Source organism: Pseudomonas sp. GOM7, from assembly GCF_026723825.1.
In the GTDB taxonomy this organism is placed as follows: Bacteria; Pseudomonadota; Gammaproteobacteria; order Pseudomonadales; family Pseudomonadaceae; genus Aquipseudomonas.
In genome coordinates, this window is the sequence record NZ_CP113519.1 from 144,212 (window position 1) to 157,310 (window position 13,099).

Here is a 13,099-nt window from a genome sequence, read left to right on the forward strand (position 1 = left end):
CAGCATGGCCGACGCGCAGCAGATCGTGAACAGGTTCTAAGCCTCTCGCTTCAAGCCTTGGCCATCTCTAGACTACGCAGCCTCGTTCACCGGAGGCCGCCATGGACATCTTCAGCATCGCCGTACTGATCTTTCTGGTCACCGACCCGTTCGGCAATATCGCCATCTACATCGCTGCGCTGAAGAACGTCGAGCCGCGCCGTCGCCTGTGGGTCGCCGCCCGCGAGTTGCTGTTCGCCCTGGCCTTGTTGCTGCTGTTTCTCACCTTTGGTGACAAATTCCTCACCGGGCTCGGCCTGTCGCGAGAGGCGACCGCCATCGCCGGCGGTATCATCCTCTTCGTCATCGCCATGCGCCTGATCTTCCCCAGCCCGCAGGGCCTGCTCGGCGACGTGCCCGACGGCGAGCCGATGCTGGTGCCGCTGGCCACGCCGGCCGTGGCCGGGCCCTCGGCCCTCGCGGTGCTGATGACCTTGCGCAACACCCACACCGGGCCGCTCTGGGAGCTGTACCTGGCGCTGATCCTGGCCTGGGCGGCGACGGCATTCATCCTGTTGCAGGCCTCGTTCCTGCAGCGTTTTCTCGGTAACCGCGGGTTGATGGCGGTGGAGCGGCTGATGGGCATGCTGCTGATCATGCTCAGCGTCGACATGCTGCTGGACAACCTGCAAAGCGTATTCAGTCACCTATGAAATCTTTCTGCCTTGCCCTCATCCTCGTCGTGCTTGCCGGTTGCACTGGCGGTCTGCGCATCGACGACAGCCACACCGCGGTCGGCCAGAACAGCCGCGTGCAATACGTCGTGCTGCACTACACCTCGGCCGACCTGGCACGCTCGCTGGAACTGCTGACCAGCACCGACGTCAGCAGCCACTACCTGATCGGCGACCGGCCAGCGACGCTCTATCGCCTGGTCGATGAAAACCGCCGCGCCTGGCACGCCGGCGTCAGCGAGTGGCAGGGGCGCACCTGGCTGAATGCCTCGACCATCGGCATCGAGCTGGTCAATCAGGGTTACTACGACACGCCCAAGGGCCGCTACTGGCAGCCCTTCGCGCCGCAGCAGATCGATGTGCTGGTGGCCCTGCTCAAGGACATCGTGCGTCGGCACCAACTGCCGCTGGGCTCGATCATCGGTCACAGCGATATCGCGCCGCAGCGCAAGGTCGACCCGGGGCCGTTGTTCCCCTGGAAGCGTCTGGCCGACGAGGGCCTTGTCCCCTGGCCGGACGAGGCCCAGGTGGCGCGCCAGCAGGCACTGTTCGCCGCCAGCCTGCCCAGCGTCGAGTGGTTCCAGGAGCAACTGGCCCGCCAGGGCTACACGGTGTCGCGCAGCGGCGAGCTGGACGAGGCCACGCGCAACGTCATCGCCGCCTTCCAGATGAAATACCGGCCGGCCAACTACGACGGCCAGCCGGACGCCGAAACCGCCGCGCGCCTGTTGGTGCTCAACCAGCAGGCGGCAGGCTAGGCGCCGCTCAGCTCGCTCAACCGACGGGCCAGCACCTGGAGGTCGTAAGGTTTGACGATGCTGTCGGTGGCGGCAGTAGTGTCGCGGGCACGCACTTCTGCGAGCAATTCGCGCTCGTCGTAACCGCTGGCGAACAGTACCGGTAAGGTCGGCCTTAGCCGCCGCGCGGCTTGCACCAGCTCGCGCCCGTCCATGCCCGGCAGGCCAATGTCGCTCATCAGCAGGTCGACCGGCTGCTCGCTGCGCAGCAGCTCCAGAGCGCTGGCGCCGTCGCGCAGGGCGTGAACCTGGTAGCCGAACTCCTCCAGCACTTGCGTGGTGAGTTGGCGCACCACGTCATCGTCCTCGACCAGCACGATGGTCTTGATGGTGGCGGAATCGGTATAGGTCATGAAGTTCTCGGTTTCGGCGCGCAGAATGCGCGAATGTTTGGCAAACTGCGGTGTCTGCTCGTGGTCAGTGTGCCACAGGCCTCTCCCCTAGAATAAGCAGCAGCGAGACAAGCATCGAATGGACGTCCCAGTGTCGAACCAGTCCGCCATGGACGACGCAGCCTTTCGTCGAATCCTCAATCGCAATGTCAGCCTGCCGCTCGGTCTGGGTCTGGCTGGTGCGTTGTTCTTCGCCTTCATGGTCGGTTACCTGCTCAATGCGATCCGTTGGGTCGATCACTCCGATGAGGTGCTCAACCGAGCCAGCGAGGTGTACAAGCTGACCCTGGACATGGAAACCGGCATGCGGGGTTTCCTGCTCAGTGGCGAGGACGACTATCTGGCGCCCTATGAACAGGCGCGCAGCAAGTTCAGGCCGCTGACTGATCAGCTCATCGCACTGGTCGCCGACAACCCGTCACAGGTGCAGCATCTGCAGCGCGTACAGGCCTTGCAGGAGCAGTGGGACAGCTTCGCCGAGGAGGTCATCGGCAGTCGCCGAAGTGGTGAAAGCTTCAGGGCCGAGATCGGTCGTGGCCGTGGCAAGAGTCTGGTGGACGGCATGCGCCGGGAGCTGGACAGCTTCATCAACAACGAGCGCGAGTTGCGCCAGGGGCGCAATGACGAGGTGCGTGGCACCACCACGTGGGGGGCCGGTATCTACCTGGCCGTCAGCATTCTGTTCAGCGCCCTGCTGGCCCTGTTCGGTCGCCGCGAGTTGCTCAACCTCTCGCACCTCTATTCCCAGGCCATGTCCAAACAGGCCGAGTACACTCAGGAACAGAGCCAGCGGGCCTGGATGGGGGATGGCCAGACCCGGTTGACGCAGCGCCTGCTCGGCCAGCCGCAGGTGCAGGAACTGGCGGATCGTTCGCTGGAATTCCTTGCCGAATACCTCGACTGCGTGGTGGCCGCGTTGTACCTGCGCGACCCTCAGAGCGGCGATCTGCGGCGTATCGCCGGCTACGGCTTCAGTGCCGATGCCCAGTCGAAGGAGCAGTTCTACAACGGTGAAGGCCTGGTCGGGCAGGCGGCGCGGGGGCGGCGTCTGGTCTGCCTGGATGACCTGCCGGCCGACTACATCAAGGTGACCTCCAGTCTCGGCGAGGGGCAGCCGGTCAGTGTCGCCCTGGTGCCGCTGCAATCGGAGGATCGTGTCAACGGCGTGGTCGAGCTGGCCTTCATGCGCACCCTGGAGCCGCGCGAGCGCGAATTCCTCGAAGCCATCGCCGGCAGCGTCGGCACCGCGCTGGAGGCCGCGCGTTATCGTCAGCGTCTGCAGGAAATGCTGATGGCGACCCAGCAGCTCAACGAAGAGCTACAGACCCAGCAGGAAGAGCTGCGTGCGGCCAACGAGGAGCTGGAACAACAGGCGCGGGTACTCAAGGAGTCCCAGGCCCATCTGGAAACCCAGCAGGCCGAGCTGGAACAGAGCAACGAGAAACTCTCCGAGCAAGCGCAGATTCTCGCCGACCAGCGTGATGAGCTGGATCAGCGCAATACCACCCTGGGTCGCATTCAGGCGCAACTGGAAGAGCGCGCCGAGGAACTGCAGCGCGCCAGTCGCTACAAGTCGGAATTTCTCGCCAACATGAGCCATGAGCTGCGCACGCCGCTCAACAGCTCGCTGATCCTGGCCAAGCTGTTGGCGGAAAACGCCAAGGGCAACCTCGACGACGAGCAGGTCAAGTTCGCCGAATCCATCTACTCGGCCGGCAACGATCTGCTCAATCTGATCAACGACATTCTCGACATCGCCAAGGTCGAGGCCGGCAAGCTGGAGGTGCGCCCCGAGCGCACGCCCTTGGCGAGCATGCTCGAAGCCCTGCGCGACGTATTCGTACCCCTGGCTGGCGAGCGCGGTCTGAGCTTCGTGATCGAGGAGCAGGATGACTTGCCTGCCGTGCTGTTCACCGACCGCCAGCGCGCCGAGCAGATCCTGCGCAACCTGCTGTCCAACGCCTTCAAGTTCACCGAGCATGGTGGCGTGACCCTCAGCGTGTCGCGTCACGATGCGCAGACCCTGGCCTTCGCCGTGCGTGACAGCGGCATTGGCATCGCCCCGGATCAGCAGGAAGTGATCTTCGAGGCCTTCCGCCAGGCCGACGGCACCACCAACCGACGCTATGGCGGTACCGGCCTGGGCCTGTCCATCTCGCGTGACCTGGCCGGCATGCTCGGCGGCAGCATCGTGGTCAGCAGCGTGCTGGGTGAGGGCAGCACCTTCACGCTGTTGCTGCCCGAGCAGATGGCGGCCGAGGGTGCTGAGAATCAGGTCGTCGTGCCGGCTGCGTTGCCAGCACCAGCGCCAGTTGCGACCGTGACGCCGCCGGTGCCGGCGCCCGCCCAGGTGCCGCGTGCACCCCTCGCCTTCGAGGATGACCGCGCGCACCTGGCCGAGCATGGCGGGCGGCGCGTGCTGGTGGTCGAGGATGAAGTGCGCTTCGCCCGGATTCTCTTCGACCTGGCCCACGAGCTGGGGTACGCCTGCATGGTGGCTACCTGCGCCGACGAGGGTCTGGAACTGGCGCGCCGGTACCGCCCGGACGCCATCCTGCTCGACATGCACCTGCCCGACGGCTCCGGCCTCGGCGTGCTGCAGCGTTTGAAGGACGACGCGCAGACCCGCCACATCCCAGTGCATGTCGTCTCGGTGGACGACCACAGCGAGGCCGCGTTGCACCTGGGAGCAGTGGGCTATGCGCTCAAGCCCACCAGCCGCGACCAGCTCAAGGCCGTGTTCGGCAAGCTGGAGGCCAAGCTCAACCAGCAGGTCAAGCGCGTGCTGCTGGTGGAGGACGACCCGCTGCAACGTGACAGCATCGCCCGCCTGATCGGCGACGAGGATATCGAGATCATCGCCGTGGCCCTGGCTGGCGAGGCGCTGGAGAAGCTGCGCGACACGGTATTCGACTGCATGATCATCGACCTCAAGCTGCCCGACATGCTCGGCAACGAGCTGCTGCGGCGCATGGCCGAGGAAGACATCTGCTCCTTCCCGCCGGTGATCGTCTACACCGGGCGCAACCTGACCCGCGACGAAGAGGCCGAGCTGCTCAAGTACTCGCGCTCGATCATCATCAAGGGCGCGCGTTCGCCGGAGCGCCTACTGGACGAGGTCACCCTGTTCCTGCACAAGGTCGAGGCCGAGCTGTCCAGCGAGCACCAGCGCATGCTCAAGACCGCGCGCAGCCGCGACAAGCTGTTCGAGGGCCGGCGCCTGCTGCTGGTGGACGACGACGTGCGCAACATCTTCGCCCTGTCCAGCGCCCTGGAACAGAAGGGCGCCACGGTGGAGTTCGCCCGCAACGGCGTCGAGGCACTGGCCAAGCTGCGCCAGTACGACGACATCGATCTGGTGCTGATGGACGTGATGATGCCGGAGATGGACGGTTACGAAGCCACCCGGCAGATTCGCCTGCAGCCGCAGTGGAAGCACTTGCCGATCATCGCGGTCACCGCCAAGGCGATGAAGGATGACCAGGAGCGCTGCCGCGAGGCCGGGGCCAACGACTATCTGGCCAAACCCATCGACCTGGATCGGCTGTTCTCCCTGATCCGCGTATGGATGCCCAAACTGGAGCGGCTGTGATGCCCGACGAGATCGAGCTGCGCCTGCTGATCGAGGCCATCTATCTGCGCTACAGCTATGACTTTCGCGACTACTCCAAGGCTTCGCTCAAGCGCCGCGTGCGCCAGGCTCAAGCGCAACTGGACTGCCCGACCATCTCGGCCTTGCAGGAGCGCATCCTGCACGAGCCGCAGGCCTTCATGCAGCTCTTGCAGTACCTCACCATCCCGGTCAGCGAAATGTTCCGCGACCCCAGTTACTTCCTCACCCTGCGCGAACAGGTGGTGCCGCTGCTGCACACCTACCCGTCGCTGAAGATCTGGGTGGCCGGTTGCAGCACGGGTGAGGAGGTCTACTCCCTGGCCATCCTGCTGCACGAGGAAGGCCTGCTGGAACGCAGCATGATCTACGCCACCGACATCAATCCCTACTCGCTGGAGAAGGCCGAGCAAGGCATCTTCGCTCTCGACCACCTGCGTACCTACACCCAGAACTACCAGCTCTCCGGTGGCAAACGGGCGTTCTCCGACTACTACTCGGCGGCCTATGACCGCGTGCTGTTCGACAAGTCGCTACGGGCCAACGTGACCTTCGCCGACCACAGCCTGGCCACCGACAGCGTGTTCGCCGAAACCCATCTGGTGTCGTGCCGCAACGTGCTGATCTACTTCAACCGCGACCTGCAGGATCGCGCCCTGGGCCTGTTCCACGACTCCCTCTGTCATCGCGGCTTTCTCGGCCTGGGCAGCAAGGAGAGCCTGGACTTCTCCGCCTATGCCCAGCAGTTCGAGGCGCTGTCGCGCCCCGAGCGGATCTTCCGCAAACGATGAGCGGGCAACCGATCAACCTGCGAGGGCAGGTTCGCGCGCCGCTACAAGCGCTGGTGATCGGCGCCTCTGCCGGCGGCGTGGAAGCGCTGTTGCAGCTCCTGCGGGGCCTGCCGCCGAGCTATCGGCTGCCGGTGGTGTGCCTGCTGCACGTACCGGATCGCAACGACAGCCTGCTGGCCGAACTGTTCGCCCGTAGCTTGCAACTGCCGGCCAAGGAGGCCGAGGACAAGGAGTACCTGCGCGGCGGCGTGGTTTACGTGGCGCCGGCCGGTTATCACCTGTCCATCGAGAGCGATCACAGCTTTTCCCTCAGCCGCGAAGAGCCCCGGCATTTCTCCCGGCCATCGATCGACATTCTCTTCGAGTCCGCCGCCGACGCCTATGGCGAGCACCTGGCCGGCGCCTTGCTCACAGGTGCCAACGAGGACGGCGCCGCCGGTCTGTTGGCCATTCAGCAGGCCGGTGGCCTGACCCTGGTACAGGAGCCCGCCGACGCTCAGGTACCGACCATGCCGGAAGCCGCGCTGGCGCTGCTGCAACCGGACTTTCTCCTGCCCCTAGCCGCCATGCGCGTACTGCTGACCGAACTGGATACCCCGCCATGCTGAGAAAGATCGAAGCCAAGGTGTTGATCGTCGACGACCTGCCAGAGAACCTGCTGGCGCTGCGCTCGCTGATCCACAGCGACCAATGCAGCGTGTACCAGGCCAGCAGCGCCGACGAGGCACTGGCACTGTTGCTCGAGCACGAGTTCGCCCTGGCCATCCTCGACGTGAAGATGCCGGGCATGAATGGTTTCGAGCTGGCCGAGCTGATGCGCGGCACGGAGAAGACCAAGCGCATCCCGATCATCTTCGTCAGTGCCGCTGGCCGCGACATGGATTACGCCTTCCGTGGCTACGAGAGTGGCGCGGTGGACTTCCTGCACAAGCCGCTGTCGGCCTTCGAGGTACGCAGCAAGGTGACCATGTTCGTCGAGCTGTATCGCCACCGTAAGGCCCTGAGCCTGCAACTGGAGGTGGTCGAGGCGGCACGGCGCGAGCAGGAGGCACTGCTCGCCGAGCTGCGCGAGACCCAGGCCGAGCTGCAGAAGGCGGTGCAGATGCGTGACGCCTTCATGTCCATCGCCTCGCACGAGCTGCGCACCCCGCTCAACGGCCTGATCCTCGACGTGCAACTGCGCAAGATGCGTCTGGAACAGGGGCGCGAGGACGCCTTCAGCCCAGACAAGCTCAAGGAAATGATCGCCCGTGACGAGCGCCAGCTACGCAGCCTGACCCGTCTGATCGACGACATGCTGGATGTGTCGCGCATCCGCACCGGCAAGCTTTCCGTGCGCCCGCAGCCGGGTGATCTCGGTGTGCTGGCCGGCAGCGTGGTAGAGAGCCTGGCCGCGCAGTTCGCCAGCCAGGGCAGCCAGGTCGAACTGCAGGTGGACGGCCCGGCACCGGTGCTGATGGACGAATTCCGCATCGAGCAGGTGCTGGCCAACCTGCTCACCAACGCCCTGCGCTACGGCGCTGGCAAGCCGGTGTCGGTGCGGGTGAGGGGGGAGCAGGAGGTCGTCCGGGCCGAGGTGCGGGATCAGGGCCTGGGCATTTCCGAGGCCGATCAGCGCCGGGTGTTCGAGCAATTCGAGCGTGTATCGGAGAGCAACGTGCCTCAGGGGCTGGGGCTGGGCCTGTTCATCAGCGAACAGATCGTCCAGGCCCATGGCGGGCGCATCGAACTGAGCAGCCGCCTGGGCGAGGGCTCCTGTTTCAGCGTCGTGCTACCCCGTCATGATTGATCGTGCAAAATGCACGTGATCTGATTCATGCATCTTGCAAAGTGCATGGATCAGATGCCCTGGGTCATGATGTAATTCTTTGATTTGTAAGGATTTTATCTGCATTTTTGGATTGGCATGAGCGCTGCAACTGACAGTCGTGTAAGCCCCGACTGATCTGCTGATGGAGAAGCGTCATGTACCTCGTCCGACTGAGCCTGTTCTGCGCCGCTGCATGCCTGATCAACGGGGCTTACGCCAAAGATTTCTCGGATGCCTTGGGTGCCAGTGCCAAGACGGCCGAATTTACCGTGGCTACCCCGCAGGTACGCGACTATCGCGTCGGCGCGATGCAGGGCGATACCGCTGAGTTGAAGCGACAGGCAGCGCAAGGTATCGGCGACGACGCCCGCTGGCTGCGCATTTCCGATCAGCGTGGCAGCGCCGTCGTCAAGCGCGAGCCCCGTCCGGTTTCCAGCGGCCCGCGCTGGGTGTTCTGAGCGACAAGGAGCCCCTCATGTCCAGAAGTGCTGTCGTCCTGCTGATCATGACCCTCGCGAGCCTCGCTGCCCTGTGGCTGAGCCCCGAGCTGGAGGCCAACCTGGCCTTGCTGCTCAAATGCGCCAGCGGCGCCTTCGGCCTGGGCTTTTTCGTCGCCCTGATGGCCGGCCGACGCATCAAGTTCGACCCGGTTCTGCGCTGAACTGATTCAGACGAAAAACGCCGCGAAGATTCGCGGCGTTTTGCTGTGTGTGACAAATGTCAGATCGGCAGGCTGAAGCTGAAGGTGGCGCCTTCGCCGGGGCGTGAGCGCACCTCGAGGCGGCCCTTGTGCAACTGCACGATCTCCCGCGACAGCGCCAGCCCCAGGCCGGCGCCGCCCTTGCGCCGACCAACCTGTACGAAGGGCTCGAAGACCCGCCCCTGCTGCTCGAAGGGAATGCCTTCCCCTTCGTCCTTGACGCTGACGACCACCTGCTCACCGCTGCGTTGCGCCAGCAACTGCACCTTGTCGCCCGAGTTGCTGTGGCGCAGTGCATTGCTCAGCAGGTTGTCGAGCACGCGTTGAATCTGCCCGGCATCCAGGCAGAGGTGCGGTAGCCCATCCTGCAGGGAACAGCTCAGATCCACGCCACGTTCGCTGGCCTTTTCGCTGAAGCGTTCGCAGCTCTGCTCGATCATCGCGGCCAGGTCGCAGGGGTGGCGCTGCAAGGTCTGCAGACCATTCTGATAGCGCGAGAAGTTGAGCAGATCGTCGATCAGTTGCACCAGGCGATGCATTTCCTCGTCGACGGTGCGCATCAGCTCCTGTTCACGCCCGCCCGCTGGCAGCGGCAGGCGTTCGCGTAACAGGCTGAAGGCCATGTGCATGCCGGTGATCGGCGTGCGCAGCTCATGTGAGGCGCGCAGTACGAACTCGTTGCGCACCCGCTCGAAGGCGCGTTGCTTGGTGACGTCGCGCAGCACCATCACCGCCCCCACGCTGCCGCCCTCAGGTAGTTGTACCGGCGTCAGCGACCAGGCCAGCAGGCGCGCCTCGCCGTTGCGGTCGATCTGCAGATCGGCGGGCGCTTCGCGTAGCAGCTCGCCAGCCAGTACCTGCTGTAGCGCTTCGTCCACTGCATGGCCGGGCAACAAGGGGCCGATGGGTTGGTGCTGAATGTCGGCGTGCCACGACAACTGACGCAGCGCCACCGGATTGGCGTGCTCGATGCGGCCCTTGGCATCGAGGATGATCAGACCGTCATCGATGCTGTCGAGCACGGCCTTGAGGCGGCCTTCGCTGTTACGTAGCTGGTACAGGTTGCTGGAATGGTATTGGCGCAGGGCCTCGGTCATCAGGCCGAAGCGTCGGCTCAGCAGGGCCAGCTCGAACACAGGCGACACCGGCAGCACCACGTCGTACTGACCCTTGCCGACCCTGTCGGCGGCGCGTACCAGCAGGTCGATCGGTGCACCGAAACGGCGAGCGATGCCGTTGGCGGTGAGCACGCCGATCACCAACACCGACAGCCCCATGAAGGTGAGCAGCGCGGCGAGCAGTTGCGAACTCTCGCGGCCCTGTCGTTCGGCTTCGCTGACCTGCAGGACGACCTTGTTCTGCTCCTGCAGAAGGTGGTTGCGCAGGTGCTGGAAGGCCTCGATGAAGGGCTGGTAACCGGCGAGGTTGTGCGGTGTCTGCCCGGCGGGGGTACCGGCCTCGGCGGCCTGTTCCATCAGCGCATAGAGCCTGGCGCTTTCTTCCAGCCCGTGCACGTAATCCTCTTGCAGGTTCTTGCCGGCAAGCCCTTCGGCGAGAGTCTCGCGAAAGGTTCGGCGGATGTTTGCCAGCGCCTGCGGATCGGGTTTCTGATCGATCAGAATGACCAGCTCGTCGCCCAGGTACTGGCGCAGTTTCTGGCCGATCTGCGCAGCCTTGAAGCTGTACTGGATCAGGGTGCTCTGGCTGCTGGCGACCTGGGTCACGCTGTACAGCCCCAGCAGCAGCCCGAGCAAGGCCACGGTGATCAGCGCGGAGATGCTCAGGAACAGACGGGTGCGAAGCTTCATCGACAGCTTCATGGGGTTTTCGCGCTCACAGGTTGTATTGCTTGCGTTTGCGATAGAGGGTCGAGGCATCGATACCCAGGGTCTTGGCCGCCATGTCGAGGGTATTGCTGCTGGCCAGTACCGCGGCGATATGCGCCTTCTCCAGCTCCTCGAGGCTCATCGGTGCGCCTATTCGCACGGCACCTGCTGGGGCTTCCGGGCTACCACCCAGGCCCAGGTGGGCGACCTCCACCGACTCCTGTTGGCAGATGATGCTGGCGCGCTCGATGACGTTGCGCAGTTCGCGGATGTTGCCCGGCCAGTGATAGGCCTGCAGCGCCGCTACCGCCTCGGGGCTGAAGGCACAGGCCGGACGGCCGTAATCGCTGACGAAGCGGGCGAGAAAGCGCTCGGCCAAGGACAACACGTCCTCGTGGCGTTCACGCAGTGGCGGCAGCTTGAGGGTGATGACGTTGAGGCGGTAGAGCAGATCCTCGCGGAAGCGCCCCGCACGTACCATCTCGTCGAGATCCAGATTGGTGGCGGCGACGATGCGCACGTCGGCGCGGCGGGTCACCGGGTCGCCGACGCGCTCGTACTCCTTGTCCTGGATGAAGCGCAGCAGCTTGGGTTGCAGCGCCAGGGGAAAGTCACCGATCTCGTCGAGGAACAGGGTGCCGCCATCGGCCTGGCTGACCCGGCCCTGGGTGCTCTCGCTGGCGCCGGTGAAGGAGCCCTTGGCATGGCCGAACAACTCGCTTTCCATCAGCTCGGCGGTCAGCGACGGGCAGTTGATGGTCACGCAGGTGCGTTTGGCGCGGCGGCTCCAGCCGTGGATGGCGCGGGCCAGTTCGCCCTTGCCGGTGCCGGATTCGCCGAGGATGAGAATGTTGGCATCGGTGCTGGCGACCTGCCGGGCGGTTTCCAGAATCGCCATCATCGCCGGGCTGTGCGAATCGAGGCCGTCCTTGGGCTGGCGTACCTCGCCTTCCAGCGCTTCCAGGCGTGCCGCCAGGGCGCGGACTTCCAGTTGCTTGGCGGCGGCCAGGCGCAGTTGATCGGGCGAACAGGGTTTGACCAGATAATCGGCGGCACCGGCCTGGATGGCATCGACGGCGGTGTCCACGGCCGAATGCGCGGTGACGATCACCACGCGCATCCAGGGCGCCTGCACGCGCATCTGCGCCAATAGCTCCAGGCCGTTGTCCTCGCCCAGGCGCAGGTCGAGGAAGCACAGGTCGAACACCTGGCGTTGCAGCAGGGCCTCGGCTTGCGCGGTGCTGCTGGCCCCCGCCACTTCATAACCTTCATCCTCCAGGCAGTAGCGGAAGGTGCGCAGGATCGCGGCTTCGTCATCCACCAACAGGATGCGTCCGCCGATCTGTCCTGAATCTGCCATGTCATGCTCCATATGCGGGTATGTTGCAGCTTAGTTAGGGAAAAACCGTGCAAGTTGCAAGGCAGGTGCAAATCAATCCTGCAGGCTGCATGCCGGCCTTTTGCTATTATTTTTCATATCTATTTGATTTATAAGGTATTTATTTAAAATTTCGGGCTGGCATAGCAGTTGCGAGGAAGAAAATATCTTTTTCGTACAGGAGTCAGTCATGCCACGCTTCAAACCTCTGCTGCCAACCGTCACCCTGGCCCTGGTGCTCGGCACCCTGCCATGGGTCGGTCATGCCGCCGAGAACGGGCTGGAGCAGCAACTGGTTGGCGCACGCCAGGAAGGCTCGATCTGGACGGCATTCGCCCTCAATCGCCATCTCAATCCGTTCAAGCTCGACATCGAAGTCGACGACGGCCGGGTCACGCTCAGTGGGCGGGTGGAGAGCGAGGTACAGAAGGAGTTGGCCGAGCAGGTGGCGATGAGCGTCGAAGGTATCAAGTCGGTGGACAACCGCATCGAGGTTGACCCCCAGGTCGCCGAGGATAACCCACCCGGTATGGTGCAACGCCTGGAAGACGCCACCCTGGCGGCCACGGTGAAGTCCAAGTTGTTGTGGAACAGCAACACGCGCGGCCTGGACATCCAGGTGCGCAGCGAGAATGGCGCCATCACTCTCAGTGGCCAAGCCCATACCGCAGTGGCCAAGGAGCTGGCCGGTGAGCTGGCGGCCAATACCGACGGCGTGCGCGAGGTCTTCAACCACCTCAGCATCAGCACCGCCGACAGCACCAGCAGCGAAGTGCAGACGGCGGTGCAGGAGGCCCGCGAAGACATCAGCGACGCCTGGATCACCAGCAAGGTTAAGGCCAGCTTCCTCTATAGCCGCAACCTCGACGGCCTGAACATCGAGGTGGGCACCCAGGACGGTCTGGTCACCCTGCGCGGCAAGGTGCTGAGCAACGCCGAGAAGCGTATGGCAATGGACATCGCCCGCAACATTCGTGGCGTCCGCGGTGTGGATGCCGATGCCCTGCTGGTGAGTGGCTGAGCCCGGTGGGCCGTCTTCGCGGCCCTACATTCACATGAGTCCCATCGCCAAGGAGAACCTC

12 protein-coding genes are annotated in these 13,099 nt (G+C 64.3%); 9 read left to right on the top strand and 3 right to left on the bottom strand.

Annotation, left to right across the window (positions count from 1 at the left end; all coding sequences use genetic code 11):
- The first annotated feature begins 101 nt into the window (after positions 1–101).
- Together OU800_RS00650 and OU800_RS00655 are read left to right on the top strand one after the other, a co-directional pair.
- Positions 102–692, top strand: a complete 591-nt coding sequence (locus OU800_RS00650; RefSeq protein ID WP_268180360.1) for a MarC family protein — start codon at positions 102–104, stop codon at positions 690–692.
- Positions 689–1,471, top strand: coding sequence for an N-acetylmuramoyl-L-alanine amidase (locus OU800_RS00655; protein ID WP_268180362.1), 783 nt, complete (start codon positions 689–691; stop codon positions 1,469–1,471). The genes OU800_RS00650 and OU800_RS00655 overlap by 4 nt, the downstream gene beginning before the upstream one ends.
- Here the strand turns inward: OU800_RS00655 and OU800_RS00660 are convergent.
- Positions 1,468–1,863 (bottom strand): response regulator, encoded by a 396-nt coding sequence (locus tag OU800_RS00660; RefSeq protein ID WP_268180363.1) that lies wholly within the window; start codon positions 1,861–1,863, stop codon positions 1,468–1,470. The genes OU800_RS00655 and OU800_RS00660 overlap by 4 nt on opposite strands.
- Positions 1,864–1,993: 130 nt before the next feature.
- Between OU800_RS00660 and OU800_RS00665 the strand changes: the two genes are divergently transcribed.
- The 6 genes from OU800_RS00665 (at position 1,994) to OU800_RS00690 (ending at position 8,774) form a co-directional block, all read left to right on the top strand.
- On the top strand, positions 1,994–5,494 hold the full coding sequence (locus tag OU800_RS00665) for a response regulator (RefSeq protein WP_268180365.1): 3,501 nt from the start codon (positions 1,994–1,996) through the stop codon (positions 5,492–5,494).
- Entirely contained in the window at positions 5,494–6,303 is an 810-nt protein-coding gene (locus tag OU800_RS00670; protein ID WP_268180367.1) for a CheR family methyltransferase, read from the top strand. Before OU800_RS00665 ends, OU800_RS00670 begins: the two co-directional genes overlap by 1 nt.
- Positions 6,300–6,911 carry a chemotaxis protein CheB gene (locus OU800_RS00675; RefSeq protein WP_268180369.1) on the top strand — a complete coding sequence of 204 codons (612 nt, stop codon included), beginning with the start codon at positions 6,300–6,302 and terminating at the stop codon, positions 6,909–6,911. The genes OU800_RS00670 and OU800_RS00675 overlap by 4 nt, the downstream gene beginning before the upstream one ends.
- Positions 6,905–8,092 (top strand): hybrid sensor histidine kinase/response regulator, encoded by a 1,188-nt coding sequence (locus tag OU800_RS00680; protein ID WP_268180371.1) that lies wholly within the window; start codon positions 6,905–6,907, stop codon positions 8,090–8,092. The genes OU800_RS00675 and OU800_RS00680 overlap by 7 nt, the downstream gene beginning before the upstream one ends.
- Positions 8,093–8,268: 176 nt before the next feature.
- A complete protein-coding gene (locus OU800_RS00685) occupies positions 8,269–8,571 on the top strand; it encodes a hypothetical protein (protein WP_268180372.1) in 303 nt (100 codons plus the stop codon).
- Positions 8,572–8,588: 17 nt separating this feature from the next.
- Positions 8,589–8,774: a PA3371 family protein gene (locus OU800_RS00690; protein WP_268180374.1), complete on the top strand. Its 186-nt coding sequence runs from the start codon at positions 8,589–8,591 to the stop codon at positions 8,772–8,774.
- A gap of 59 nt (positions 8,775–8,833) precedes the next feature.
- Here the strand turns inward: OU800_RS00690 and OU800_RS00695 are convergent, their stop codons facing one another.
- Both OU800_RS00695 and algB read right to left on the bottom strand, forming a co-directional pair.
- Complete coding sequence (locus tag OU800_RS00695; RefSeq protein WP_268180376.1) at positions 8,834–10,633, bottom strand: ATP-binding protein; 1,800 nt, start codon at positions 10,631–10,633, stop codon at positions 8,834–8,836.
- Positions 10,634–10,646: 13 nt separating this feature from the next.
- Complete coding sequence (algB, locus tag OU800_RS00700) at positions 10,647–11,999, bottom strand: sigma-54-dependent response regulator transcription factor AlgB (protein WP_268180379.1); 1,353 nt, start codon at positions 11,997–11,999, stop codon at positions 10,647–10,649.
- Between the two features lie 208 nt (positions 12,000–12,207).
- Here algB and OU800_RS00705 point away from each other — a divergent pair, with 208 nt between their 5' ends.
- The gene (locus OU800_RS00705) at positions 12,208–13,038 is read left to right on the top strand and encodes a BON domain-containing protein (protein WP_268180381.1); all 831 of its coding nucleotides are present in this window, start codon (positions 12,208–12,210) and stop codon (positions 13,036–13,038) included.
- Positions 13,039–13,099: the final 61 nt, after the last annotated feature.